Consider the following 26,191-nt stretch of genomic DNA (forward strand, 5'->3'; position numbering starts at 1 on the left):
TTCCCCACTTCATAATTCATAATTCATAATTCCCAATTCCCCATTGCCGCAAATCATGGCAAAATCTTAGACATAGCGTCTAACTTACCCTGAAGATTCCATGCTGTTAAAATCTACGACCCGTCATATTCGCATTTATACGGCTGAAGTAAAAAATAATCAATTAATCGAGAGTAATAATGTCTTGACTCTTGATGTGGATCCTGATAATGAATTTAATTGGGAAGAAGTGGCTCTCAATAAGGTTTATAGTAAGTTTGATGAATTGGTAGAATCGTACAATGGGGAAGAACTGAGCGAATATAATCTCCGTCGCATCGGTTCAGATTTGGAACATTTTATCCGTTCTCTCCTGCAAAAAGGCGAAATTAGCTATAATCTCAACGCCAGAGTGCAGAACTATAGTATGGGTTTACCGAAATTAGGGTGAACGCTCCCGCATCAGTCCCCACCCGGAGACCTAGGGGGTGGGGAAGTTGTATTGCGGCAATGAAGCGAACAATTGCCCGTCACTCATCCCTAATAATCGGATTGATTGAAATGTACCTTAAGGGCCACTTTCCGCACTTCTTAACAGCCTACAATCCTTTGCCAGTAAGGAATATAGCGACAATAATTGATTTTTATTCAAGTGAAGAATTGTCATTTTTTTTCTCAGAAAAAACCAATTATTGAAAATGTTCTCAATAGTAGTTTCTACAGTGAAGGTTTTTCGTCAAAACAGTTTGGGGAATGTAAAGATATATAAAAGTATATGAAGATAGGCGAAATGTCGGTTAAATTGACAATAGCAGACAGGGCCGGTGCCGAGCAGCTAAAACCTAATAAAAAGGCGGCAAAAAAAGGTTAAAAAAACTTAATAATCTCCAAAAAAGCTAATTATGCCCCTCGTTGGCTCTCTGGTTGGTGAAAGAAAAATCTAGGCTAATCCGATAATAACCGGCTGGCAAATCCTGCTAGGGGGGGTTTTATCTGTTAAAATTTCTTGTCGTCGTGAAGTGAAGCGGGAAGAGTATGCGAATTCTATTTGTGGGTGCCGAGGCCGCCCCAATTGCCAAAGTTGGGGGAATGGGAGACGTAATTGGGGCATTACCGAAAGTCTTGCGTCAGCTAGGTCATGACGTGCGGATTTTTCTGCCCTACTACGGTTTTCTCCAGGAAAAAATGGACATCCCTTCCGAACCTATTTGGTCAGGATTCGCCATGTTTCAGGATTTTTTAGTCTATGAAACGGTTTTACCCGATACGGATATTCCCCTCTACCTCTTTGGTCATCTGGCTTTCTCTGGACGCAATATCTACGGAGGCGAAGATGAGGCCTGGAGATTTACCCTTTTTGCGAATGGTGCGGCGGAATTCGCTTGGAACTACTGGAAACCGCAAGTTATTCACTGTCATGATTGGCATACGGGCATGATTCCCGTCTGGATGCACCAAGACCCCGATATTAGCACCGTTTTTACGATCCATAATCTCGCCTACCAGGGGCCTTGGCGGGAGGCGTTAGAAAAAATGACTTGGTGTCCTTGGTATATGCAGGGCGATAATACCATGGCCGCGGCGGTTCAATTTGCCAATCGCGTCACGACTGTCTCTCCCACCTATGCCCGTCAAATACAGACCCCCATTTATGGCGAAAATTTAGAGGGATTATTGTCCTATATTTCCGGCAATCTGGTGGGGATTGTCAACGGCATCGATACGGAGGTGTATAACCCGGCTAAAGATGTTTATCTTAAGCAGAATTTTACCCCAGAAACCATCGAAAAACGTCTGGCCAATAAAATTGCCCTGCAAGAAGAAGTGGGGCTACAGGTCAGCAGAAATGCCTTTGTCATGGGGATGGTGACGCGTTTGGTGGAACAAAAAGGTATTGATCTAGTGATGCAAATTTTAGATCGCTTTCTCACCTATACCGATGCTCAATTGATTATTTTGGGTACAGGCGATCGCTATTATGAAACCCAACTGTGGGAGATGACTTCCCGTTTCCGGGGGCGAATGTCCCTGCATCTTCTCTATAGTGATGCTCTTTCTCGTCGCATCTATGGGGGGGCCGATGCTTTGTTAATGCCTTCCCGTTTTGAACCCTGCGGCATTTCCCAATTAATGGCCATGCGTTACGGTTGTATTCCCATGGTACGCCGCACCGGTGGTTTAGTCGATACGGTATCTTTTCACGACCCGATTCAGCAAAAAGGAACAGGATTTAGTTTCGATCGCTATGAACCTTTAGACCTGTTTACCTGTATGATCCGGACTTGGGAAAGTTTCCGTTATAAACAGGATTGGCAAAAACTACAACAACGGGCCATGACTCAGGATTTTAGTTGGTATAAATCCGCTTTGGAATATCTCAAAATCTACAAACAAATCACCGGACAATCGGAGCAATTATCCGATGAGGAAAAAGATAAATTTGTTGCCCTGACTAGCAGTTAAATCCTCCTGGAGTAGGGGTGGAGAGATATCACCCCTACTCCAGCAGCAATTAATCGGTAATGGCGTTGAGAAGAACTTCCGCTAGGGTCATATCTTCCATATCATCGATAGTAATCGTGTCAACGATATCGAATTTGGCCCCTGCCGATTCTAGCTGATCGTCTAAAGCTTTGAGAAATTCTGTCGCTTGTCGATCATGGCCCACTTGAATCAGAGAAATGGCTAATTCTTCATCCCGATCGAGTTTTCGAGAAGCTTCGATAATTTGACGCATTACCGCTTTGCGATCATCTGGTTCTCCGTCGGTGATCACCAGAATAGTTTCTCCGTTGGGTTTAGTTTTGCCAGCAGTTTTGCGCTGAAAATAATTATTGAGGGCATCTTGGAGAACAGCGGCTAGGTCTGTCCTCCCCATGGGTTCATTTTCTTGATAAATTTGTGTCACCTTATCGGAAGTAACATTATCATAGCGTCGGAAACGTCCAGAAAAAAGATAGATAGTGATGCCGTCCGGATCGATTTCCTCGCACTTTCTAGCCAAGGCGAGGGTGGATTCTTGGGCAATTTGCCAACGGGTTTTCTCGCTGGGTTTATCAGCAGTGGACATACTGCCACTTTTGTCAATAATCAGAGTATAATCTCTGTTTTCTACCATAGGGGCTATACCTCCAAGCAATTTGCGCTCGTCCTAGTCTAATAGTTATTAAACTCTAGGATGGAAACTCTACCTCGATCGACTAGGGTTTTTTAACTATTGGGGGAAGGAGACAGCGTAATCAACGGCAGAAACTATCGCCAGAAAACCGGTCGGGCTAAAATGAAAAAACTATGAAAATTATTTCCTTAGCCGATGACTGATAGCAAATCGAGCGCCTCAACCGAAAAAAAGCCAGATCAGCCACCTTCTTGGAGTTTTTGGACGGTGTTTAGTTCCACCTTCCTAACCATATTTTTTGCTGAAATCGGCGATAAAACCCAATTAGCCACCCTTTTGATCAGTGCCGAATCCCAATCCCCCTGGGTGGTTTTTGCCGGGGCAGCCAGCGCTTTAATCGCTACCAGTCTCCTCGGTGTCCTGATCGGTTATTGGATTGCTCGACGTCTTTCCCCGAAAACTTTAGATATCGGTGTCGCTATTCTTCTCCTTTTGATCACTGGTTTACTCATCAGCGATATTCTCTAAGCCATCAGTGATCAGTATTCAGGAGACAGGGTGATAGGGTGATAGGGTTTTGGGGTGATAGGGTTTTGGGGTTTTAGGGTTTTAGTTGACATTCCCCCACTTCCCCACTTCCCCACTTCCCCACTTCCCCACCTCCCCGTCACCCCAATCTCTAAAATAAATGTCTTGCATAATTGATTTTTTGTAGTCCAAAAACGTCAAAAATAAGGATTAAGTTGCATAAAATCTCTAAATAGAGCATTTAATTGATTATTTTTCATTCCTAATTCTCCTGACTCCTGACTACTGGCTACTGACTCCTAACCAACCACGACAATTTTTAATTTTTACCAGAGGTCTAATTTATGAATTGGCAATTATTCGGACTGACATTTATCACGGTTTTTTTAGCAGAAATCGGCGATAAAAGTCAATTAGTAGCGATCGCTCTCGGTGGCAGTTCCAAATCACCTAAAGCTGTCTTTTTTGGCTCAATTACCGCCTTAATCTGCACCAGTTTCTTAGGAGTCCTTGCGGGGGGCAGTATGGCGCAGTTATTCCCCGCTAAGATATTAAAAGCGATAGCGGCCATTGGTTTTGCGCTGCTTGCTGTCCGGCTGCTTTGGCCAGATTCGGATTGATAATTGGGTTTGCGGCAAAAAGCTTTTCGGTGGGGGCAGGGTGTGGGGTGTGGGGTGTGGGGTGTGGGGTGTCGGAAGAATAAATAGAAATAATCTCCTGTCTCCTGTCTCCTATCTCCTGCCTCCTGTCTCCCGACTCCTGATAGCTAAAAAACTGAGGCAAATTCCAGAAAAATAATTAATTTTTCCTGAAAAAGTAGCGAAAATTACAAAAAACATCCAAAAAGTAGCGAAAATTACAAAAAATCTGCTAACCTAGCCGTAATATCACACAGATATTTGTAGAAAGATTCCCGAAAATCTCCTCAGCAAAAACATCCGTGTGAAGTAGCTAATATTGTCAGCGAGGTTAGTTCAAGATCATTATGTCAAATTTAGGACGACGTAGATTTCTCCTGTACGGTTCTGCCGCTTTGGGAACCAGTATTCTGTTAAAAGCTTGCGGTGGCAATCAAAGCCAAACCCCCACGGCCAGTCCTAGCCCAGCTGCTAGTCCCGCCCCGGCTTCTGGAGAGACAATTAAGGTGGGTATTCTGCACTCCCTCAGTGGCACCATGGCCATCAGTGAAACCAGCGTAGTTGATGCGGAAAAACTGGCGATCGAGGAAATCAATGCCGCCGGCGGTGTTCTTGGTAAACAGATCGAGGCAGTGGTAGAAGATGGCGCTTCCGATTGGCCAACTTTTGCCGAAAAAGCCACCAAACTGATCGATCAGGACAAAGTTGCGACTGTCTTCGGTTGTTGGACTTCCGCCAGTCGTAAGGCGGTTTTACCCGTGTTTGAAGCCAAAAACCATATGCTCTGGTATCCTGTCCAGTACGAGGGTCAAGAGTGTTCTAGAAATATCTTCTACACTGGTGCTGCCCCCAACCAACAGATCGAGCCGGCAGTGACTTGGTTGCTGGAAAATAAAGGGAAAAAATTCTTCCTCGTCGGTTCCGATTACGTTTTTCCCCGCACCGCCAACACGATTATTAAAGAGCAGTTAAAGGCGAAAGGCGGCGAAACCGTAGGCGAAGACTACCTACCCCTAGGTAACACGGAAGTTACCCCGATTATCACCAAAATTAAGCAAGCTTTACCCGATGGCGGCGTTATTTTCAACACCCTCAACGGTGACAGTAACGTGGCTTTCTTCAAACAACTGCAAGCGGCCGGTTTAACTCCCGATAAATATCCGGTCATGTCGGTGAGTGTTGCTGAGGAAGAAGTTAAACAAATCGGTAAGGAATATCTCCTCGGTCAGTACGCTTGTTGGAACTATTTCCAAACCGTAGATACCCCCGCTAACAAAAAATTTGTTGAGGCTTTTCGAGCTAAATTCGGTCAGGAGCGCGTCACTAACGACCCGATGGAGGCGGCCTACATCATGGTCTATCTCTGGAAGCAAGCGGTAGAACAAGCGGCAACCGCCGATGATCTCGACAAAGTTCGCGCCGCGGCCGTGGGACAAAAATTCGATGCTCCCGAAGGACCGGTGGAAATGTTCCCCAATCATCATATCTCCAAAACCGTCCGCATTGGTCAGGTGAGAGATGATGGTCTATTTGACATCGTTTGGTCAACTCCGGGGGTAGTGGATCCGCAACCTTGGAACCAATTTGTCCCCGAAACTAAGGGCTTTGCCTGTGACTGGACGGATCCGGCCAAGGGCGGTAAATTCAAAATGGAAAAATCCTAGTTTTAGGAGTTTTTCCAGACAGTAACGAGAGTGAGGTGGGCATTACTGTTCACCCCACTTTTTAAAGCTTAAAAATGCACAGGAATAACGAAAAGTGTCAGCATTATTGGAAGGATTGTTTAATGGTATTAGCATCGGTTCTGTGCTATTGCTGGCCGCTTTAGGACTAGCGATTGTTTTCGGACTGATGGGGGTGATTAATCTCGCTCACGGTGAGTTAATGATGTTAGGGGCCTACAGTACTTTTGTGGTGCAGAATGTCTTTAAAGGTTTCGGTTCTCCCCTCTTTGATACTTATGTTTTATTCGCCCTACCGATCGCTTTTTTAGTGTCGGGATTGGCGGGATTATTATTAGAAAGGGGGGTGATTAGGTTCCTCTATGGCAGACCCCTAGAAACGCTGCTGGCCACTTGGGGAGTTAGCTTAATTCTGCAGCAATTTGTCAGAAGTGTCAACGGCTTATTAGTAATTAGTTTAATAGTTTTCTGTCTGTTATTTTTTGGGGCGATGACGCTTTTAAGTCGTCGCCTAGATTGGGAGAGAATTCGCAATTTAGCTATCGGTGTCACCCTGCCTTTATCCCTAGCTATCGCTGGATTATTAGGCTATCTTTTATCTTTTAATCCGGTTCTCGCTCGACCCTGGTTTAGTGCCAGAAACGTCGATGTCACGGCTCCTGCTTGGTTACGGGGAGGTTTACCTTTACCCGGGTTTCAAATGCCCTACACCCGTCTATTTATTATCATTTTAACTGCCCTTTGTTTGTTAGGGACTTATTGGTTTTTAAATAAATCTTCTTGGGGTTTACGCATTCGTGCCGTCACCCAAAATCGCCAGATGAGTGCCTGTTTAGGCATTCCGACAAATCAAGTGGATGCTTTGACTTTTGCCCTCGGTTCGGGATTAGCTGGAGTTGCCGGTTGTGCGATTAGTTTCTTGGGTTCCGTCGGTCCAAACGTGGGACAAAATTATATTGTTGATACCTTCATGGTGGTGGTGGTGGGGGGAGTTGGTAATCTCCTGGGAACTATTATCGCGGCTATGGCGATTGGTGTGGCTAATTATTTAATTGGTTCGGGAACTTTTGCCCTGATTTTTGGTTCCGTAGAAGCACTAAAACCCCTAACGGATTTCTTCACCTTTTTCTCCACCACTAGCATGGCAAAAGTGATGATTTTTGCTTTAATTATTGCTTTCTTGCAATTCAAACCTGCGGGAATTTTTCCTCCTAAAGGACGTACTGCCGAGTTATAGATTATGATTACCGAAACCATCACTAGAAACGAATCCCGACAACGGGAAAAGAAAAAGTTAATCACGGAAATCGCTGTTATTGTTGGTTTAGTGGTCATCTTTGCGGTGTTACTGCCCTTAGCTTTGTCGGCTTTCCGTTTGCGTTTATTGGGGCGATTTCTTTCCCTGGCTATTGTCGCTTTGGGCATAGATTTAATCTGGGGTTATACGGGTTTATTAAGTCTCGGTCATGGCATCTTTTTTGCCCTCGGTGGTTACGCTTTGGCCATGTACCTAAATCTTCAGTTACCACCGGGACAACTGCCCGAATTTTTTACTCTCTACGGGGTGACAGAATTACCTTTTGTTTGGCAACCTTTTTATTCCCTACCTTTGACAATTCTAGCCCTAATTATCGTACCGGCGATTATGGCGGCATTATTAGGTTATTTAATCTTCCGCAATCGCATTAAAGGGGTTTATTTCTCGATTTTGACCCAAGCGGCTTTACTGGTATTTTTTAACTTTTTTAACGGTCAACAAAAGTTAATTAACGGCACTAATGGCTTAAAAACCGATACCCAAACAATTTTCGGGTTGCTGGTGGGTTCCGATGCCGTTCAAGTGGCCTTTTATTTACTCACAATTGTCTGTTTACTGGCTATTTATCTCCTCTGTCGTTGGTTAACTACTGGTAGATTTGGGCGCTTGTTAGTCGCCATTCGCGATGATGAGGTGCGTGTCCGTTTTTCCGGTTATGATCCTACTTGGTTTAAGGTGTTAGTTTTTGCCATTTCTGGGGCGATTGCTGGTGTTGCCGGCGCTCTTTATACCGTGCAAACGGGAATTATCACCCCTAACTCTATGGATGTGGCTTTTTCCATTGAAATGGTGATTTGGGTGGCTGTGGGGGGACGTGCTACCCTTGTGGGGGCAGTTGTCGGTACTTTATTAGTACGCATGGCCCAAACTTTTTTAAGCGAACAATTTCCGGAAGTCTGGGTATTTTTCCAAGGGGCCCTATTCCTAATTGTGGTGACAGTGCTTCCCGATGGTCTTCTCGGTGGGATTAAACGTTTGCTGACTCATTTTGGTTTCCGCAAAACTTTAATCACCTATCCTAGTATTGAGGAAGCTCCGGAAGTGCAATTGGAAAGAGAAGAATTAGAGCATAAGTGACCTTATTCTGTTAGTATTCTCCGAGTCAGGAGTGGGTCGTCAGGAGTGGGTCGTCAGGAGTCAGGAGATTATTTTTATTTATTCTTCCCACACCCTACACCCTACACCCTGCTCCCCAATTCATAATTCATAATTCATAATTACCAATTCCCTCTTAGAAATTATGACTGGAAAAATCTTAGAAATCGAGAATCTTACCGTTAGTTTTGGGGGTTTTAAAGCTCTCAATAATCTTAATTTCAGTATGGATACGGGAGAATTGCGGGTGATTATCGGTCCCAATGGTGCGGGAAAAACCACTTTTTTAGATGTGATTACGGGGAAAGTGCAACCCACCATCGGACGGGTATTATTTAAAGGTCGAGATCTCCGCAAAATTCCCGAATTTGCGATCGCTCGTTTAGGTATTGGTCGCAAATTCCAAACTCCTAGGGTATATTTAAATCTAACTGTCCGAGAAAATCTCGATTTAGTTAGCAACCGTAATAAAAATGTTTTCTCAACTCTTTTCGGTCGTCCTCCGCTAGAAGATAGCAGAAAAGTTATTGGTTTATTGGAAACTATCGGGTTAACTGCTAAAGCTGATTTACCCGCTTCTTTACTGTCCCACGGCGAAAAACAACGCTTAGAAATTGGTCAATTAGTAGCCCAGTCACCAGATTTACTGCTAGTAGATGAACCCGTAGCAGGATTAACCGATGAGGAAACGGAAAACGTGGGTAATTTGTTGTTAAATCTAGCGGAAAGTCATTCAATTATTGTCATTGAACACGATATGGAATTTGTCCGGCAAATTGCCCGCAAAGTCACGGTTTTACACCAAGGAACTGTTCTCTGTGAGGGGAATATGGAGCAAATTCAAAATGATCCGAAAGTTATTGAAGTTTATCTAGGTTCCTCGGAAGAATAAAGAGTAAAATGAGTAAAATGATTAAAATTAGTTAAAAAGGGTTGACAATGTTACACATATCTGATCTCAATGTTTACTACGGAGAAAGTCATATTTTAAGAGATGTTGATCTTAACATTAATGCGGGAGAAATGGTCTGTTTAATCGGACGTAATGGCGTGGGTAAAACTACCCTATTAAAAACCCTGATGGGGATTCTCAAACCGCGAGCGGGAGCAATTAATTATGAGCAACAAAACCTGATTAATAAAACCTCAGATCAAAGAGCCAGATTAGGACTGGGTTATGTGCCGCAGGGTAGGGATATTATTCCCCGTTTAACGGTAAAAGAGAATTTAATTCTCGGTTTGGAAGCTTTACCCACAAAAAGAAAAAATGCCACAATTCCCGAAGAAATCTTCGATTTATTTCCCGTTTTAAAAACCATGTTATCGCGGATGGGAGGAGATTTAAGCGGTGGACAACAACAGCAATTAGCCATCGCTCGCGCCTTAGTGGGGGAACCAAAATTATTAATTTTAGATGAACCCACGGAAGGAATTCAACCGTCAATTATCCTCGAAATTGAAGCGGCGGTACGGCGCATTGTTGCCAGCAAAGGAATCGCCGTTTTATTAGTAGAACAACACCTGCATTTTGTCCGCCAAGCTGATCGATATTACGCCATGCAGAAAGGGGGAATTGTTGCTTCCGGTTTCACAAGTGAATTAAGTCAAGAAGTCATTCAGCGATTTTTGGCGGTTTAAACTTAACTTTTTCCTTGATATATGACTCAAATAGTCGTAATTGGTGGCGGGGCAGCGGGATTTTTTGGCGCAATTAAAGCGGCAGAATCTAACCCCAAAGCTGGCGTTACTATCCTAGAAGCTGCCAAAGAACCTCTGGCGAAAGTGCGGATTTCGGGAGGGGGACGCTGTAATGTCACCCATCATTGTTTTGATGTTTCCCAATTGGTTAATTATTATCCTCGCGGTGGCAAAGCACTACGGGGAGCTTTTAGTCGGTTTCAACCCCAAGATACTATTAAATGGTTTGAATTGCGGGGGGTAAAACTAAAAACAGAAGCGGATGGACGAATGTTTCCCAGCACCGATAATTCTGAAACTATTGTTAATTGTCTGCGGGAAAGTGCGACTTTTGCCGGGGTTGATTTAAGGCTAAATTCCCCAGTTAAATCGGTAAAAAAACAGGAAGAAAGTTTTTTAATTGAATTAAAAAGAGATGAGCAAATTAGGGCAGATAAGCTTTTAATTGCTACGGGAAGTAGTCATTTTGGTTATCGCACCGCTCAAGATTTAGGTCATTCTCTAGTCTCTCCTGTCCCTTCTTTATTTACCTTTCAAATTGCAGATCCTCGTCTGCAAGATTTGTTAGGGGTTACTGTGGATAAAGTGCGAGTTCGTCTTGGGGGAAGTAAATTAGAACAAATCGGACCTTTGTTAATTACCCATTGGGGAGTTAGTGGCCCGGCTATTTTAAAACTTTCTGCTTGGGGAGCGCGGGTGCTTCACGAGCAGCATTACCGAATGCCTTTAATAATTAATTGGTTAGGGGATTATCATCCTGAAAAATTGCGAGAAATTATCTTACAAACTAAAAGTGAATATCCCAAAAGAAAACTTTTTAATTATTGTCCCTTTGAGCAGTTACCTAAGCGTCTTTGGCAGAGTTTATTAAGTTACTTGACTGTTAACTCGGAAACTCCCTGGGCCGAATTATCTAAAAATACTCTCAATCGATTAATGATTGAATTACAGCAAGGGGAATATCAAATCAAAGGAAAAGGGGTGTTTAAGGAGGAATTTGTCACCTCTGGGGGAGTGAATCTTCAGGAAGTGGATTTTAAAACTATGGAAAGTAAAATCTGTCCGGGGTTATATTTTGCCGGGGAGGTACTAGATATCGATGCAGTCACGGGGGGATTTAATTTTCAAAGCGCTTGGACCACTGGTTATCTCGCCGGACAAGCCATGGGCAATAGAAGGGTGTAGAGAGCGCTGGAGAGGGGGAAGTGGGGAAGTGGGGAAGTGGGGAACCTTTTTTCAGTAAACAGTAAACAGTGAACTGAAAACTCACATCTGACAACAAGGTCCGAATCTAAGACCTAATTGGTTAAGCTAAAAGCTTTGATGTGCTTAGTTTCTAACCTTCTTTTTAGGTAGGAGAATTGTCAGATTCTGTCTTTTGCCTCTTGCCTGTTGCCTCTTGCCTTCAGAAGCTGATAACTGAATACTGACTCCTGACTCCTGAATACTGACTCCTGACTCCTGAATACTGCCTTCGTTAAAACCGATTCCTTGATGCTGTTATTCCCAAATTGGACCGGCTGCAATTATTTCTTGGGAGGCAGTGGTAAATTGACGGAAATTTTCCACAAAACGATGGGCCAATTCTCGGGCCTGTAGGTCGTAGGATTCGCCATCTTGCCATGCTTGTCGCGGGTCGAGGATTTTTTTGGGAACTCCTGGGACAATTTCGGGGACGAGAACCTGAAAGATGGGATGAGGATGGAAAACCACTTCCTCTAAATCCCCATTTAAAGCGGCGGAAACCATAGCGCGGGTGTGTTTGATCGAAATGCGATCGCCGACTCCGTAGGGACCGCCAGACCAACCGGTATTAATCAGATAAACGGAGGTTTCGGGGTGTTGTTCTAAACGTTGCCCTAACATTTGGGCATAGACGAGGGGTGACAGAGGGAAGAAACATTGACCGAAACAACTGGAAAAAGTCACCTGTGGGGCGGTGATTCCCCGTTCCGTTCCCGCTAATTTGCTAGTATAACCGGAGAGGAAATGATACATCGCCTGGTTCGTGGTTAATTTGGCGATTGGTGGCAGTACCCCAAAAGCATCGGCAGTTAAGAAGATAATCGTTTTTGGGTGGGTTCCCATGCCGGATACGGCACAATTAGGGATATAACGCAGGGGATAGGCGGCGCGGGTGTTTTCGGTCAAACGACCATCATCATAGTCGGGAAGGCGATTATCGGGGGAAAGGATCACGTTTTCGAGAATAGTGCCAAACCGAATCGCCGCCCAGATTTGCGGTTCGTATTCGGCACTTAAACGGATGGTTTTAGCGTAACAACCGCCTTCAAAGTTAAAAATGCCGTCCTCTGACCAACCGTGTTCATCGTCACCGATGAGGCTGCGTTTAGGATCGGCGGAAAGGGTGGTTTTACCCGTACCGGAGAGACCGAAAAAGAGGGCTGTATGACCGTGTTTATCCATGTTAGCGGCACCGTGCATCGGTAAAACCCCTTGTTTGGTCATCAGGTAGTTCATCATCGAGAAGACGGATTTTTTGATTTCGCCAGCGTAGCGAGTGCCACCGATGAGAACGATTTTTTTTGCCAGGTTGAGGACGATAAAGGCTTCGCTGTTCAGTCCGTCATCCTCGGGATCTGCCTGTAACCCCGGCAGGGCAATCACGGTAAAATCGGTGTGATGGGCAGCTAGTTCGATCGCACTGGGCCGGAGGAATAACTGATGGGCAAAAAGATTATGATAGGCGATTTCGGTGACAACGCGCACGCCAAAGCGATAATTAGGATCGGACCCGACGTAACCATCGAAGACATATAGGTCTTTTCCCTGCACATAGGCGAGGACTTTTCGGTATAACTGCTGGAATTTTTCCTCGCTAATCGGGGCGTTATGCTGATTCCAGTCGATTTCCTCTTCGCTGGTGGCTTCTTTGACAATGAATTTATCTTTGGGGGAACGACCGGTATATTTGCCCGTTTCCACCACTAAAGCCCCATTATCTGCTAAAACGCCCTCATGACGTTTGATCGCCTGTTCGACTAATTGCGGTACGGAAAGATTGCGATAAACGCGACCGAGATTTTTCATGCCTAGGTTTTCGAGGCCGTAGGTGGGATGAATTTGATTTTCTAATTCGTAGTAGAAATTGACATTCTCCACGCGATCGGGCAAGGGACAAGAGATACTATCATTGGTCAGCGTTTGTAGAGTCGGCATAACCCCAATTCTCCTGATAATTTAGTTGTCGGTTTAGAGCTAAGTTCTAGGTCTCTGATTAGTGCAGTTATAGAAACTAGAAAACCCTCGTTTTCTGTCTTTTTCACTCCCAGACACCTAAGAAGCTATATTGATTAGTTTATCTGACGATATTTCCCTGATTAATCTGGTCTCTCTCTGTCGGTAAAGCCAATGTTAGAGCGGTAATTTAGGATTATTTGCGTATTTAACCCTCATCTCCCAGTCGGGGTTTTTACCTTTCCTCTCTTGCCGATCTAACTGCTTTTTCTAGCTATTTTTAGTCTAGCTATACAATAGGATACAGCTAATGTTTTTTTACAAAAGTTAACAGCTAAACAAAATTGGTCAGCTAATCTAGCTGTTATCTTAATGGTGGGGTAGGAAGTCTCTGGTTTTGGGGAACGTCGGAACGCCGGAATAATAGCCGGTCGTCTAGAGATGATGCCAAAGATCATAAACGTCGTCAAATTGATTTCACCGCTAATAAAAAAAGTCGATTGACACGGGAACCAGTTAGTGGCCAAAATTAACTCTATTAGCCGTTGGCAAGCTCTAGAATTGATTGTGTAACAGGTTAATTAAGTCTAGCTCGATCTCGAAAAAAAACAACTAATAATGATCATCGCAGGAGAAAGAAGCGGAGTCGGTAAAACGACGATTACTCTGGCAATCTTGGCCTATTTAATCAGTCGTGGCGATCGAGTGCAATCTTTTAAAGTCGGGCCCGATTATATCGATCCCATGTTCCATACTCATTTTACCGGTCGCCCCTGTCGCAATCTCGATCCGGTTTTAACTTCTGAAGACTATGTAAAAACCTGTTTTGCCCAACACTGTCAAAATGTCGATTATGCTCTGATTGAAGGGGTCATGGGCTTATTTGATGGTATTCAATTAAGCGATACTCAATTTCCCGACTATGCCAGTACCGCCCATATTGCCCGTATTTTAGGGCTTCCTCTGTTGTTAGTTATCGATTGCAGCCGTTTATCTACCTCTGTCGCCGCTATTGTCCGCGGTTATCAATCTTTAGATAAAAATCTCCATCTAGCCGGAGTTATCCTCAATCGGGTTGGCAGCGATCGCCACCTGCAATTACTGCAAACCGCCCTAGAATCCATCAATATGCCGATTGTCGGGGTTTTGCGTCGTCAAGATTCCCTGACAATTCCTGATCGCCACCTAGGATTAGTTCCCAGGGATGAACTAGGAGAAATCAGGGAACTGCAAGATCAACTGGCTTCTATTGCCCAAAACTGCTTTAATTGGGACATTCTCTTGCCTTTACTCACTATTTCTCCCCAAGAGAACCCGAAAAGTCCCACAGAATCAAATAAGCTTTTTCCCCCTATCCGTATCGGTATTGCCAGAGATAAGGCTTTTAACTTTTATTATCCCGATAATCTCGATATTTTAGCCAATTTAGGCGCGGAATTAATCTTTTGGAGTCCCTTGCAAGGGGCAAATTTGCCCGAAAACCTGCAAGGGTTGTACTTTGGAGGCGGTTTTCCCGAAATCTTTGCCCCGGAATTAGCCGCTAACACCCCTATCTTAACCCAGGTGAGAAAAGCGATCGCATCGGGAATGCCCACCTACGCCGAATGTGGCGGATTAATGTATTTATGTGACAAAATAATTGATTTTGAGCAAAAAAACCATTATATGTTGCAAATAATCCCCCAATCTGCTATAATGTCCCCGAAGTTAACCCTAGGTTATCGGCAAGCCATCGCCCAACAGGAGACGATCCTGCTCAAACCGGGTCAACCAGTGCGCGGCCATGAATTCCATCGCTCCCAATTGAGCGGGGTGAGCGACGCACCGGTTTATCAACTGCAAGCATTCCCCAAAAGTGATATCAATGCCGAAGGGTGGCAAGGTAAGAATCTGCACGCTTCCTATCTCCACCTACATTTTGGGGCTAATCTGGGCCTGCCGAAAAAATTTTTAGCTGCCGGCCTTGATTTTTTCCGAACAGCTGCGTTAAGCTGATTGCAGATAAATTCAATAATTAATCCGTTCAGGGATACAGGAGGTGATGTCGATGGTAGAAAGTAGTAAAAGCATGGGTCTCCTAATCGACAATAGCCGGCTGTGCGCCGGGGCTGTTCTCTAGACCCCCACGTCTAAACAAGATTTAGACTAGCTGGAGTTCCTTCCGGCAGTCTGGTGTCGATTCTGATGACCCGCTACACCGCCCTTACCGAGCAATTGGTAAGGGCGGATAGTTTTTCAGGGTTTCCCGTCATCTCTTCACTTTAACTCTACGGGCGCAAACTAACCCAGCGCCGCTTCTGGTTGGGGGACACCATTTTAACGCCTGTCACCGAGATAATATCGTTGGCCAAATTGTCCGCCATCATGGGAATTAATCGATTCATATTATTCTTATAAGCTTTTATCCAGAATTCGGAGAGTTTATCTCGCGCCTCCTCATTAACGTAGATAGTTTTATCTGGCGTAATCAATACCATTGCCACGTCACCTGAGTTTTCCGTGACGGCAAAGACAAACTGATCACGGTCGGACTTGAGACCTTCGTACCAGTAGTCTAGGTGTTCTTCTAATTCGTATTCATAGAGAGCGCGTTCCATCTTGCCATCTTCTAGTAAAGCTTTACGCAGTGTATTGGCTATCTTTCTTTTTTTCATGGTCTTGTACCTGTTTTTGTCGGCGTTAAGTTTTGCCCATTAGGCATCACTTCTTATAGGAGTGCCACTACAGAAATCATCAATTAACCTGACAACAACCCAGTCCGGTCGCCGTTATCAAAATCACAGAACCTTGTCCGACCTCCTCTAGATGAGCCTGTTATTGGAGCTTAAGTTTTCTCCCTGTAAGGATTCTAACCTGCTTTAGTTTTTGTTTAAGTGCCGTCAGGAGCGACAGGGTGGCCACTTTGTCAACTGGTCAAGGGAAAAAAATGAGATCACATCTTTCCCTAAGCAATTAAGTTGTGTATAATGGCAGAAGAATAGAAAGGCTATATGCGTCATCAAACTGTGTAGTCAACCTATAAGGTGTGAGGAAAAAACCATTATGTTAAGAATGTTCTGGAAATCATTGCTGGTTAGCCCGGCGATTTTAGGGGCTACCCTGGTAGCTTCCGCCAATGCTAGCAGCTTCGATCCTGCCAAATCTACCAGTGTTTCTGCCGAATTTAACAGTCTAGAAATCGCCCAAGTTCAGGACAACGGTGCAGGAACTGGCGAATTACTCAATCAGATCGAACAGTACGGTAACGAAGGTCAAACGGTTCCCGTACAGGGCAACAGCATCGATCAAGTCACCAGCGTTAACCAACTGCGGGATGTTTCCCCCACCGCTTGGGCCTATGAAGCCCTAAGAAGCCTTGTGGAGCGCTATGGTTGTATTGTCGGTTATCCCGATCGCACCTTCCGCGGCGACCGAGCTTTAACCCGTTGGGAATTTGCGGCTGGTTTAAACGCTTGCTTAAACGTGATGGAACGTTTAATTCAAGATGGTGTCAACGTCCTCAAAGAAGACTTAGATGCTCTCAAGCGCTTGATGGATGAGTTCCAAGCCGAGTTAGCAGCTTTAGGAGCTAGAGTTGACAACTTAGAAAGCCGGGTTTCTTTCCTCGAAAATAATCAATTCTCCACCACCACCAAATTAGCCGGGGAAGTCATCTTCGCCGTTACCGATACGGTCGGTGCTGGTAGCCCCGCTTCCCAGGCCGCCATGCAATACCGCGCTCGTTTGCTGTTAAACACGAGCTTCACCGGTCAGGACGTATTGAAAACTCGTTTAGCGGCGGGTAGTGCCACTCCCTTTGGATTTGATTACAAATCGACCACCACACTACAAAATGGTGATCCCGCTTCCGTCAGATTCGATAATCTGCAAAGCCCTTCCCTATTCCAAACTTGGACCGCGGCCGGTAACGGTAGCGATGTGGTTCTCGACTGGTTGGCCTACTATACCCCGATTGACTTAGGTTACTTTGGTCGCTTCAATACCTATGTTGCCGCTTGGGGTGGTATTTGGAATGACTTTGTTCCCACCACTAATCCCTTCTTTGAAGACTTCGACGGTGGTAATGGTGCGCTATCTACCTTCGCTTCCGAAAACCCCATCTACCGTATCGGTGGTGGTTCTGGGGCCGGTGTTAGCCTACAGTTAGGCTTCCTCCAAAGCATTGTCGGTCCGACTTCCCTATCTTTAGGTTACTTAGCCGGTGGTGCTACTTCCCCTGCTGACCCCAATCCGGGCAACGGTCTCTTTAACGGTGACTACGCCGCTTTAGCACAGATTAACGCCAATCTTTTCAACTTCTTGAACGTTGGCTTTACCTACGTTAACGCTTACCAAAGTGCTGACACCGCTATCTTCGGTAACGGTGGTACTCGTGGTGTAACGGGTACTTCCGCCGCTAACCTTTCCCAAACTCAGTTAAATACCCTGCTCAACGTCAACGGCAACGATCCGGGTAGCGTCACCCTACAGGATGAAGTCGGTTTCTTCAACTTCGGAGCCAAAGTATCCAATAGCTACGGTTTAACCGGTGCGGTGGATATTGGTTTCGCCAGCTTGAGTGCTTTCGGTTCCTACTCCACCGTGCGCTTACTCGGTCTCGGTGATGCGGAAGTGTGGACCTACGGTGCTGGTATTGCCTTCCCCGACTTGGGTAAAGAAGGAAATATCTTAGGTCTATTTGCTGGTGCGCAGCCCTACATCGGTCACTTAAGCTTCCGAGACATGGGGCTAAAAGTATCTAACATCGTTCCCTACCACGTTGAATTGTTCTACAAGTACCAAGTCACCGACAATATTTCTATCACCCCCGGTGTCATCTGGATTTCTGCACCTGAACAGTTCAAAGGCACTGGTAACGAGTGGATTGGGACCCTTCGCGGCACCTTTACCTTCTAGGATTTCCTAAATTAAACCCGAAACCCCACCATCGGTGGGGTTTTGTTTTAGGGAAATAAACGCTGGTATTCTATCTGGATACAAGCATCCATAATCACATTTAAACCTGCCTCGATCGCTTTTTTTTCCGCAACTGGGTGATAAATTTTCAATTGTGTCCAAAGAGTAGCAGCCTGAATAGCAATAGCTGACTCGACAATTTCGGGTAGATAATCAGGATGACGAAAAACGTTAACAATATCCACGGGTTCGGGGATAGCCTCTAGAGAAGGATAGCAACTTTGACCATCAATTTGCTTGACCATCGGATTGACCGGATAGACTCGATAACCCACCGCTTGCAGGAATTTGGCTACCTGATAGCTGGCGCGGCTCGATTTCTCAGAATGCCCGACCACTGCGATAATTTTACTATTGCTGAAGATGGTTTTGAGCGCACCATCGTCCCCTTTAATATTCGGCATTGTCCCACCTATCTTAGAACAGAGTTTCCTTTCTCATAAAGATGAAGTGTAACCTAATTTGGCATCGACTTTTGACGGCAGCTTTAGCCACTGTGGAGAACTGGCAGCAATGTTTAACTTTTCTACAGGAAAAACAGTTATTACACATCCCAATCAATCCCTCGGTATCTGTAGGAAAATTTACCCGATGGTCGCCCCTAAATCCTCTGACTTGAGTTAGTACAAAACCTCATGAATTATCTTAGTATTATCATTCCGACTCTTAATGAGGAGTTAAGAATTGCGGCAACGTTAAAACAGATAGGTGAAGGAGTAGAAATTATTGTTGTCGATGGGGGAAGTACAGATAAAACTAAAGAAATAGCCGAACAATTGGGAGCAAAAGTAATTATTTCTTCTGGTAAAGGTCGTGCTTTTCAGATGAATATAGGTGCAAAAATAGCGAAAGGAGATATTTTATTATTTCTGCACGGAGATACTTTACTTCCCCAAAATTATCAAGAACAAATTATCAATACTTTATCCCAATCTGCGATAGTAGCGGCAGCCTTTGAATTAAAAATTGATGGAGAGGAAAAAAACCTGCGTTTAGTGGAAAAATTAGTTAATTGGCGTTCTCGCTGGCTTTCCCTTCCCTACGGAGATCAAGGAATATTTTTAAAAGCCTCAATTTTTGCCGATTTAGGCGGTTTTCCTGAGTTGCCAATTATGGAAGATTTTGAATTAATACAAAGATTGAAAAAAAGGGGTAAAATAGCCATAGTTGCTGCTCCGGTGATTACCTCGGCAAGACGTTGGCAAAAATTAGGAGTTGGCAAAACCACCTTAGTTAATCAATTAGTTATTATTGGTTATTATCTAAAAATTCCGCCTAGTTTGTTGAAAAGTTTTTATCGTTTATGGTAATTAGGGAGAACTGCCGCTAGATTCTGATTACTTCTGGGAGTCTCTCGATAAAAATTTTTGTCTCCCGAAGTACCGATCGATAGGATAATTAATAATCGGAACATCTGCTCTGAGAATATGTCTCTTGATCGCCGTCAATTTCTTTATCTTTTAGGTGCCACCCTTGGCACAGCCACTCTTGCCGGTTTTAACCGTGCCGCTTTTGCCGCTACCGGTCCCTATAGTCTTATTGCCCTACCCTATAGCTATGATGCCCTAGAACCTTATATTGATAAGGAAACGATGCAATTTCATCACGATAAACACCATGCAGCCTACGTTAATAATCTCAACACGGCAGTGGCAAAATATCCAGAATTGCAGAAAAAAACAGTAGTAGAATTAATTACAAAACTTGACTCTTTGCCAGCCGATATTCGCACCACTATCCGCAATAATGGCGGCGGCGATCTTAATCATACGATGTTTTGGCAGATTATGTCCCCCGATGGCGGTGGCGAACCAACAGGAGAAATAGGAGCGGCAATAATCGCTAAATTTGGCAGTTTCGAGGAATTTAAAAACGCTTTCAACCAAGCTGGTACTAAACTTTTTGGTAGTGGTTGGACATGGTTGGTTTTAAATAAGTCAGGAAAACTAGAAATTACCAGCACTGCTAACCAAGATAGCCCGCTAATGAAGGGATTACAGCCAATTATGGGCAATGATGTCTGGGAACACGCCTATTACTTAAAATATCGTAATCAACGGGCTGAGTATTTAAAACAGTGGTGGAATGTGGTTAACTGGGAGGAGGTAAATCGCCGCTATCTTCAGGCAAAAGCTTAACGATGACAACTTTTACGGTAACAGTTCCCGCTACCACTGCTAATATTGGGCCCGGCTTCGATTGTCTCGGAGCGGCCTTAACCCTATATAATCAGTTTACTTTTACCCTGCTGCCGGCAACGACAGCTAACCCTGTCAGCATTAGTGTCAAGGGAAATGAATCAGCTAAAGTTAGCCAAGGGGCTGATAATTTAATCTATACTTCTTTTTTGCAAGTTTATCAAAAAATAGGACAGAATCCGCCCCCTATCGCCATCGAGATCGGTTTAGGGGTTCCTCTGGCTAGAGGTTTAGGTAGTTCTGCCACTGCTATTATCGGTGGGTTATTGGCCGCCAATCAATGCGCCGGAAATCCTTTATCTATGGGGGAAATCGAAGCATTAGCGATCGCATTGGAGGGCCATCCAGATAATGTGGTGCCGGCTTTGCGGGGCAACTGTCAGCTATCGGCAGGATATAGCACAAATTGGGCTATTTGTCAAGTATTTTGGCAAAAAAATCTCATTCCCGTCTTGGCGATTCCCGATTTTGAGCTGGCTACGGAAAAAGCTAGGGCGGTTTTACCAGAAAAAATTAGCCGTCAGGAGGCTATTTTCAATATTTCCCGCTTGGGTTTATTATTGCGGGGATTGGAGACGGGTAACGGCGATTGGCTGAGAATTGCCCTAGAGGATAAACTGCATCAACCCTATCGCCAATCTTTGATCCCGGGTTACGAAAAGGTGAAAAAAGCCGCCATTAATGGGGGTGCTTACGGGATGGTAATTAGTGGCGCAGGTCCGAGCCTATTGGCTTTAACTAACCCCGACAATGCCCAAAAAACAGCCACAGAGATGACCAATGCTTGGGAGGAAGTGGGGATTAACTCCAGCGCCAAAATTTTGGCTTTAGATACCCTAGGGGCGCGGGTAAACTGTTATGAATTATAAATTATGAATTATGAATTATGAAGTGGGGGAATTATGAATTATGAATTATGAATTATGAATTGGGGAGGTGGGGAAGTGGGGAGCTTTTCAGTGTTGCCAAAGGCACGGCGTAGCCGTCCAGTAAACAGTGAACTGATCACTGATAACTGATCACTGATAACTGACTCCGGACTGCCAAAAGCGTTAGTATAAAAATAAATATAAATAATTATTAAGAAAATGACGCAAATTACCGTTATTGGTGCAGGGATTGGCGGACTAACGGCGGCGGCATTATTGGCGCGTCGAGGTTATCAAGTCACAGTATATGATCAGGCGGTTGTCCCTGGAGGTTGTGCCTCGACTTTTTCCCGTCGGGGTTTTACCTTTGACGTGGGGGCAACTCAAGTGGCAGGATTAGAAGTAGGGGGCATTCATCAGCGCATTTTTGCCGAATTAGGGATAGATTTACCCGATTCTGTCCCCTGCGATCCTGCCTGTGCCGTTTTTCTGCCGGGGGAAACCACTCCGATAAATGTCTGGCGCGATCGGCACAAGTGGCAAGAGGAAAGACAAAAACAATTTCCGGGCAGCGAACCTTTTTGGCAATTATTACAAAAACTCTTTCAAGCAAGTTGGCGTTTTCAAAGTCGCGATCCAGTTTTACCCCCGCGCAACTGGTGGGATTTAGGGCAATTAATCGCCGCTTTGCGTTTAGATACTGCCATTACCTTCCCCTTTACTTTGATGACTGTGGGAGATGCTCTGCGATTATACGGCTTAGAGAGGGATAAACGCCTAAAAACCTTCCTTGATCTTCAGTTAAAGCTTTATTCCCAAGTTACTGCCGATGAAACCGCTTTACTTTATGCCGCCACCGCTTTGGCAGTTTCTCAGTCTCCCCAAGGCTTATCCCACCTTCAGGGTAGTATGCAAGTATTAAGCGATCGCCTAGTAGCAGCTTTGGAAAAATACGGCGGTAAATTGCAAATGCGCCACACAGTAGAAAAAATACTGACAGAAAAGGGAAAAGCCACGGGAATTATCGTCAGAAATCAAAAAAATGGTCAAATATATCCAGAAATGGCCGATGAGATTGTGGCTAATATCCCGATCCAAAATTTACCACAATTAATCGATCGCGAAGCCATTCCCAGTCTTTATCACCGGAGAATCGAAAAACTTCCCCCCGCGTCCGCTGCTTTTGTGGTTTACTTAGGAGTCGATCGCGCTGCTATTCCCCCCGATTGTCCCCCCCATTTGCAATTTCTCTACGATTACGATGGCATAATCGGCGAAAATAACTCTTTGTTTGTTTCCGTGAGTAAAGAAGGGGATGGTCGCGCCCCAGAGGGAAAAGCGACGATTATTGCTTCTTCCTTCACCGATACCAGTCTTTGGTGGCGAAAAGGAGAAGATAATTATCAGCAATTAAAAGCAGCATACACCCAAGAGGCGATCGAGCGTCTCGGTAATTATTTCCATCTTAATCCTGATCACATCGTTCATATCGAATCAGCTACACCTCGCACTTTTGAACGGTTTACGGGGCGAAATCAGGGCATTGTCGGCGGTATTGGTCAAAGATTGTCCACTTTTGGCCCTTTTGGCGTAGCGACGCGCACTCCGATCCCCCATCTTTGGTTAGTGGGAGATTCCACCCATCCGGGAGAAGGCACTGCCGGAGTCAGCTATTCGGCGCTAACCGTAGTTAGACAGATTGAGAATAAATTATTAGCTTCTAGTTAGCCGTAATTATGAATTATGAATTATGAATTATGAATTATGAATTGGGAAGAATAAATAAAAGCAATCTTCTGAATACTGAATACTGAATACTGAATACTGATAACTGTTAACTTACCCACTGATAACTGATAACTGATAACTGATAACTGTTATAAAGCGCCGGCTGCCGTGCGATCGAGTATTCCCGATCCTAGATGAGAGGTAATATTAATTGCTTGCAGGACCGGTTGAGAGTCAAATCCTTTGGGATAATCGATCACACTAACCGCGCCATTTCCCTGTTTAATATTCCAGAAATTGGCGGGTTTTAAACCCAATAAATAACAAAGAATCACCTTATTAATGGCATCGTGAGCTACTACCATAATTGTCTTAGGACTATCGCTATTACTATAGGTTTTAACGATTTGCTGCCAACAAGCGATCGCTCGATCCCAAACTTCCTGTAAATTCTCCCCTTCCGGCATTTGCACGGTTTCTGGGGCATTTTTCCAGTCTTCTAACATCCCGGGGAAACTCGCTTCAATTTCCTCCTCTAATTTACCTTCCCAAAGTCCGTGACAGATTTCTGTCAGATCTACTTGGGTATCTAAGGTGACATTGGGGTGATATTGCAGGATAATTTGGGCAGTTTCCTTGGGACGGGATAAAGGACTGGTGACAGCGTGATCGATCGCCGTTTCTCGCAGAAATTCGGCGGCTTTCTCAGCTTGAGCTTTGCCATTATCATTGAGAGGAATATCGCGCACACCTTGAAAACGTTTATCCCGATTCCATTGGGTTTCTCCGTGACGCACCAGTAGCAGCCTAGAACCTTGGAAAGGAGGACGCGGTGGGGGTAAAGCTATCCCTAAGTGTGCCGTTTGATTGAGGGATTCCACCTGAACAGGATCACCAAAATTACCCGTAAAATTGAGAACATTAACGCAACAGTTAGATTGTTGGAGGGAATGGTATAAGGAAACCGGAATACCGATGGCACTGAGGATTAAACAGCGATTAATGCCGTTATGGGCAACAATGAGGATAGTTTGTCCCTCGTGTTGGGGAATAATTTCTCGCCAAAAATCTTGGGCTTGTTGATAGAGGGAGAGAACGGGATAATGTTCTTGACCATCGGGCAGTATCATCTTAAATTCGTGAGGTTTTTGGTGCCAATCCCGATATTCTTGCGGGTATTGAGCTTTTACCTCCTCTTTGACCATATTTTCCCAGATAGGCAGATCGATTTCTAGTAACTGCGAAGTGGGTTGAATGACGGGAGAGTTATTTAAACGAGACTGAATCACCTCAGCAGTAGATTTGGCTCTTTGGAGAGGACTACAGTAAAAAGCGGCGATATCGATTTGACTGAGGGCATTTCCCACTTTTTCCGCGTCCAGATGCCCTTTTTCCGTCAAAACCGAGCCATCACTGCGACCTTGTATTTTCTGCTGTGCGTTATAACTGCTTTGTCCATGACGAACAATAATCACACGGGTAGCCAAGCGGTTCAGTCTCCTTAACTAAAAGTCTCAATATCAGATTACAGGCGATCGGGATCGGAGTACAAATCAGTGATCAGTAATCGGTAATCAGTAATCAGTGGAGATCGGCGAGCATTTGTACTAAAATTTCCTTATGCAGTTTCAAGGCAGCAGAGCATATCAAAACTTCCTGATATTACAATCTCTTTGGGATCAAGGGTTTGGCGTTTTTGTCAAGAAATCATGACAATGTACTTGGTCAAAATCAGAATCTTGCTGTTTAATAGGTATTTATAACAAGCGATTCCCTTGATCCCCATCGAGTGGATCTCTCGTTCACAAAGCAATCGATGAGTAGTTGGAAGGATTACCCAGATCACTGCTTTTGCAAATGCCCAAAAACATTTGCCGTCGTAACTAATCGGAGAGCGTCAACTCATGGTTCCAGAATACCCCCCCTTAGATGAGATGACCTTGCGGCAACTGCGACGAGTTGCCAGTCAATACAGCATCTCTCGTTACAGTCGGATGCGGAAAACGCAGTTAATCGAGGCAATTACCCAAGCTATGGGAGTAAGCGGCAATTTTAAATCTATTATTAAAGAGGAAAAACCAGTGGAAGCAGCAAAATTTGAATTAGGTCAAGCTAACCCGATCGAAGATATCCTAGGTTCAGTGGATGATGGTTTAGGAGATCTGCCCGGTGGCTACGGTGAAAATCGCATTACCCTCCTACCGCGCGATCCTCAGTGGGCCTATGCTTACTGGGATATCCCCAACGAATCGAAAGAAGATTTGCGTCGTCAAGGGGGACAACAATTAGCCCTGCGTCTTTATGATGTCACCGATATCGATCTCAATAGCCAAGGCGCCCACAGTGTCCAAGAATATCTCTGTGATGAATTAGCCCGGGAATGGTATTTACCGATTCCAGTCAGCGATCGAGATTATGTTATCGATATCGGTTATCGTTGTGCTGATGGTCGTTGGTTAGTTTTGGCCCGTTCTCCTTTAGTGCGGATTCCTCCCGTCTATCCTTCCGACTGGATTGAAGATATTTTTGTCACCGTTAACTGGGAAGAAGAACTGGTGGGTAAAACTGTTTACGAACTCGTTCCCCCCAGCAAACGCTACGGCAGCAGCGCCGGAACCACGGGAACTAGCCCCATCTACGACCAAATTTTCGAGAGTGTCGGCGATATCGAGGCCCTACGGGTGGCCGGTTCCTTGTTTGGTTCCATGCAGCACGTCGCTGGTTCCGTACCGATGTCGGAAGTGATCAGTTCTTATGTATTCCCCTCCGGGGTTGGTATGTGGGCAGTTCCCACGGTATCGGGACTAACCGCTTCCGGTATCGGGATGACTGCTTCTGGTATCGGTATGGGTGCTTCGGAAACCCTACAACGTCCGCGCAAATTCTGGTTAGTTGCCGATGCAGAATTAATCGTCTATGGTGCCACCGAACCGGATGCCACTGTAACTATCGGTGGTCGTCCGATCAAACTCAATCCCGATGGCACTTTCCGCTATCAGATGTCCTTCCAAGACGGTTTAATCGATTATCCGATTATGGCCGTAGCCGCCGATGGTGAACAAAATCGTTCTATCCACATGAAATTCACCAGGGAAACCCCCTCTCGCAATACCAACACTAAAGATGAGGCGGTTCTAGAATGGTTGTTCTAGATTGCGTTTTCTAACGTTACTAAAGCCAACCTAA

The 26,191-nt window shown here is 44.8% G+C and carries 23 protein-coding genes; 18 read left to right on the forward strand and 5 right to left on the reverse strand.

The annotated features are described in order from the left end of the window. The first annotated feature begins 100 nt into the window (after window positions 1-100). Window positions 101-430 (forward strand): NAD(P)H-quinone oxidoreductase subunit M, encoded by a 330-nt coding sequence (locus MICAI_RS10550; protein ID WP_002738864.1) that lies wholly within the window; start codon window positions 101-103, stop codon window positions 428-430. Between the two features lie 584 nt (window positions 431-1,014). Continuing rightward, the gene (gene glgA / locus MICAI_RS10555; protein ID WP_008201448.1) at window positions 1,015-2,442 is read left to right on the forward strand and encodes a glycogen synthase GlgA; all 1,428 of its coding nucleotides are present in this window, start codon (window positions 1,015-1,017) and stop codon (window positions 2,440-2,442) included. Window positions 2,443-2,491: 49 nt separating this feature from the next. Here the strand turns inward: glgA and MICAI_RS10560 are convergent, their stop codons facing one another. After that, window positions 2,492-3,097 carry a vWA domain-containing protein gene (locus tag MICAI_RS10560; protein WP_008201450.1) on the reverse strand — a complete coding sequence of 202 codons (606 nt, stop codon included), beginning with the start codon at window positions 3,095-3,097 and terminating at the stop codon, window positions 2,492-2,494. 195 nt (window positions 3,098-3,292) lie between these two features. Between MICAI_RS10560 and MICAI_RS10565 the strand changes: the two genes are divergently transcribed. The 8 genes from MICAI_RS10565 (at window position 3,293) to MICAI_RS10600 (ending at window position 11,241) form a co-directional block, all read left to right on the forward strand. Next, window positions 3,293-3,625 (forward strand): TMEM165/GDT1 family protein, encoded by a 333-nt coding sequence (locus MICAI_RS10565; protein WP_008201452.1) that lies wholly within the window; start codon window positions 3,293-3,295, stop codon window positions 3,623-3,625. Window positions 3,626-3,969: 344 nt separating this feature from the next. After that, window positions 3,970-4,245 (forward strand): TMEM165/GDT1 family protein, encoded by a 276-nt coding sequence (locus tag MICAI_RS10570; protein WP_002732425.1) that lies wholly within the window; start codon window positions 3,970-3,972, stop codon window positions 4,243-4,245. A 365-nt stretch (window positions 4,246-4,610) separates the two neighbouring features. Continuing rightward, window positions 4,611-5,927, forward strand: coding sequence for an urea ABC transporter substrate-binding protein (urtA, locus tag MICAI_RS10575; protein WP_008201455.1), 1,317 nt, complete (start codon window positions 4,611-4,613; stop codon window positions 5,925-5,927). A 94-nt stretch (window positions 5,928-6,021) separates the two neighbouring features. Continuing rightward, window positions 6,022-7,182 carry an ABC transporter permease subunit gene (locus MICAI_RS10580; protein ID WP_008201457.1) on the forward strand — a complete coding sequence of 387 codons (1,161 nt, stop codon included), beginning with the start codon at window positions 6,022-6,024 and terminating at the stop codon, window positions 7,180-7,182. A gap of 3 nt (window positions 7,183-7,185) precedes the next feature. Next, window positions 7,186-8,340, forward strand: coding sequence for an urea ABC transporter permease subunit UrtC (gene urtC / locus MICAI_RS10585; RefSeq protein WP_008201458.1), 1,155 nt, complete (start codon window positions 7,186-7,188; stop codon window positions 8,338-8,340). A gap of 163 nt (window positions 8,341-8,503) precedes the next feature. Continuing rightward, on the forward strand, window positions 8,504-9,250 hold the full coding sequence (gene urtD / locus MICAI_RS10590; protein WP_002777291.1) for an urea ABC transporter ATP-binding protein UrtD: 747 nt from the start codon (window positions 8,504-8,506) through the stop codon (window positions 9,248-9,250). A gap of 47 nt (window positions 9,251-9,297) precedes the next feature. Next, window positions 9,298-9,996 (forward strand): urea ABC transporter ATP-binding subunit UrtE, encoded by a 699-nt coding sequence (urtE, locus tag MICAI_RS10595; protein ID WP_008201463.1) that lies wholly within the window; start codon window positions 9,298-9,300, stop codon window positions 9,994-9,996. Window positions 9,997-10,017: 21 nt separating this feature from the next. Beyond that, the gene (locus MICAI_RS10600; RefSeq protein WP_008201464.1) at window positions 10,018-11,241 is read left to right on the forward strand and encodes an NAD(P)/FAD-dependent oxidoreductase; all 1,224 of its coding nucleotides are present in this window, start codon (window positions 10,018-10,020) and stop codon (window positions 11,239-11,241) included. A gap of 315 nt (window positions 11,242-11,556) precedes the next feature. Here the strand turns inward: MICAI_RS10600 and pckA are convergent, their stop codons facing one another. Continuing rightward, window positions 11,557-13,236, reverse strand: coding sequence for a phosphoenolpyruvate carboxykinase (ATP) (pckA, locus tag MICAI_RS10605; protein ID WP_008201466.1), 1,680 nt, complete (start codon window positions 13,234-13,236; stop codon window positions 11,557-11,559). A gap of 636 nt (window positions 13,237-13,872) precedes the next feature. Here pckA and MICAI_RS10610 point away from each other — a divergent pair. Next, on the forward strand, window positions 13,873-15,249 hold the full coding sequence (locus tag MICAI_RS10610; RefSeq protein WP_008201469.1) for a cobyrinate a,c-diamide synthase: 1,377 nt from the start codon (window positions 13,873-13,875) through the stop codon (window positions 15,247-15,249). Window positions 15,250-15,521: 272 nt separating this feature from the next. On the opposite strand, the gene MICAI_RS10615 is transcribed toward MICAI_RS10610, so the two are convergent. Continuing rightward, window positions 15,522-15,908 (reverse strand): hypothetical protein, encoded by a 387-nt coding sequence (locus MICAI_RS10615; protein WP_008201472.1) that lies wholly within the window; start codon window positions 15,906-15,908, stop codon window positions 15,522-15,524. Window positions 15,909-16,296: 388 nt separating this feature from the next. Between MICAI_RS10615 and MICAI_RS10620 the strand changes: the two genes are divergently transcribed. Beyond that, the gene (locus MICAI_RS10620; protein ID WP_008201480.1) at window positions 16,297-18,150 is read left to right on the forward strand and encodes an iron uptake porin; all 1,854 of its coding nucleotides are present in this window, start codon (window positions 16,297-16,299) and stop codon (window positions 18,148-18,150) included. Between the two features lie 47 nt (window positions 18,151-18,197). Here the strand turns inward: MICAI_RS10620 and MICAI_RS10625 are convergent, their stop codons facing one another. Next, on the reverse strand, window positions 18,198-18,614 hold the full coding sequence (locus tag MICAI_RS10625) for a CoA-binding protein (RefSeq protein ID WP_008201483.1): 417 nt from the start codon (window positions 18,612-18,614) through the stop codon (window positions 18,198-18,200). Between the two features lie 41 nt (window positions 18,615-18,655). Here MICAI_RS10625 and MICAI_RS26415 point away from each other — a divergent pair, with 41 nt between their 5' ends. The 5 genes from MICAI_RS26415 (at window position 18,656) to crtD (ending at window position 23,005) form a co-directional block, all read left to right on the forward strand. Next, entirely contained in the window at window positions 18,656-18,829 is a 174-nt protein-coding gene (locus tag MICAI_RS26415) for a hypothetical protein (RefSeq protein WP_198285286.1), read from the forward strand. Window positions 18,830-18,845: 16 nt separating this feature from the next. Then, the gene (locus MICAI_RS10630; protein WP_008201485.1) at window positions 18,846-19,520 is read left to right on the forward strand and encodes a TIGR04283 family arsenosugar biosynthesis glycosyltransferase; all 675 of its coding nucleotides are present in this window, start codon (window positions 18,846-18,848) and stop codon (window positions 19,518-19,520) included. A 117-nt stretch (window positions 19,521-19,637) separates the two neighbouring features. Continuing rightward, window positions 19,638-20,348, forward strand: coding sequence for a superoxide dismutase (locus MICAI_RS10635; protein WP_008201487.1), 711 nt, complete (start codon window positions 19,638-19,640; stop codon window positions 20,346-20,348). A gap of 2 nt (window positions 20,349-20,350) precedes the next feature. Beyond that, window positions 20,351-21,277, forward strand: a complete 927-nt coding sequence (gene thrB, locus MICAI_RS10640) for a homoserine kinase (RefSeq protein ID WP_008201489.1) — start codon at window positions 20,351-20,353, stop codon at window positions 21,275-21,277. Between the two features lie 219 nt (window positions 21,278-21,496). Further along, window positions 21,497-23,005 carry a C-3',4' desaturase CrtD gene (crtD, locus tag MICAI_RS10645; protein ID WP_008201492.1) on the forward strand — a complete coding sequence of 503 codons (1,509 nt, stop codon included), beginning with the start codon at window positions 21,497-21,499 and terminating at the stop codon, window positions 23,003-23,005. Between the two features lie 149 nt (window positions 23,006-23,154). Here the strand turns inward: crtD and MICAI_RS10650 are convergent, their stop codons facing one another. Next, a complete protein-coding gene (locus MICAI_RS10650) occupies window positions 23,155-24,492 on the reverse strand; it encodes a histidine phosphatase family protein (RefSeq protein ID WP_008201494.1) in 1,338 nt (445 codons plus the stop codon). Between the two features lie 417 nt (window positions 24,493-24,909). Here MICAI_RS10650 and MICAI_RS10655 point away from each other — a divergent pair, with 417 nt between their 5' ends. Next, window positions 24,910-26,157 (forward strand): DUF4912 domain-containing protein, encoded by a 1,248-nt coding sequence (locus MICAI_RS10655; RefSeq protein WP_008201496.1) that lies wholly within the window; start codon window positions 24,910-24,912, stop codon window positions 26,155-26,157. The last annotated feature ends 34 nt before the right edge of the window (window positions 26,158-26,191 follow it).

Origin of the sequence: Microcystis sp. T1-4 (genome assembly GCF_000297435.1) — a bacterium.
Classification (GTDB): Bacteria; Cyanobacteriota; Cyanobacteriia; order Cyanobacteriales; family Microcystaceae; genus Microcystis.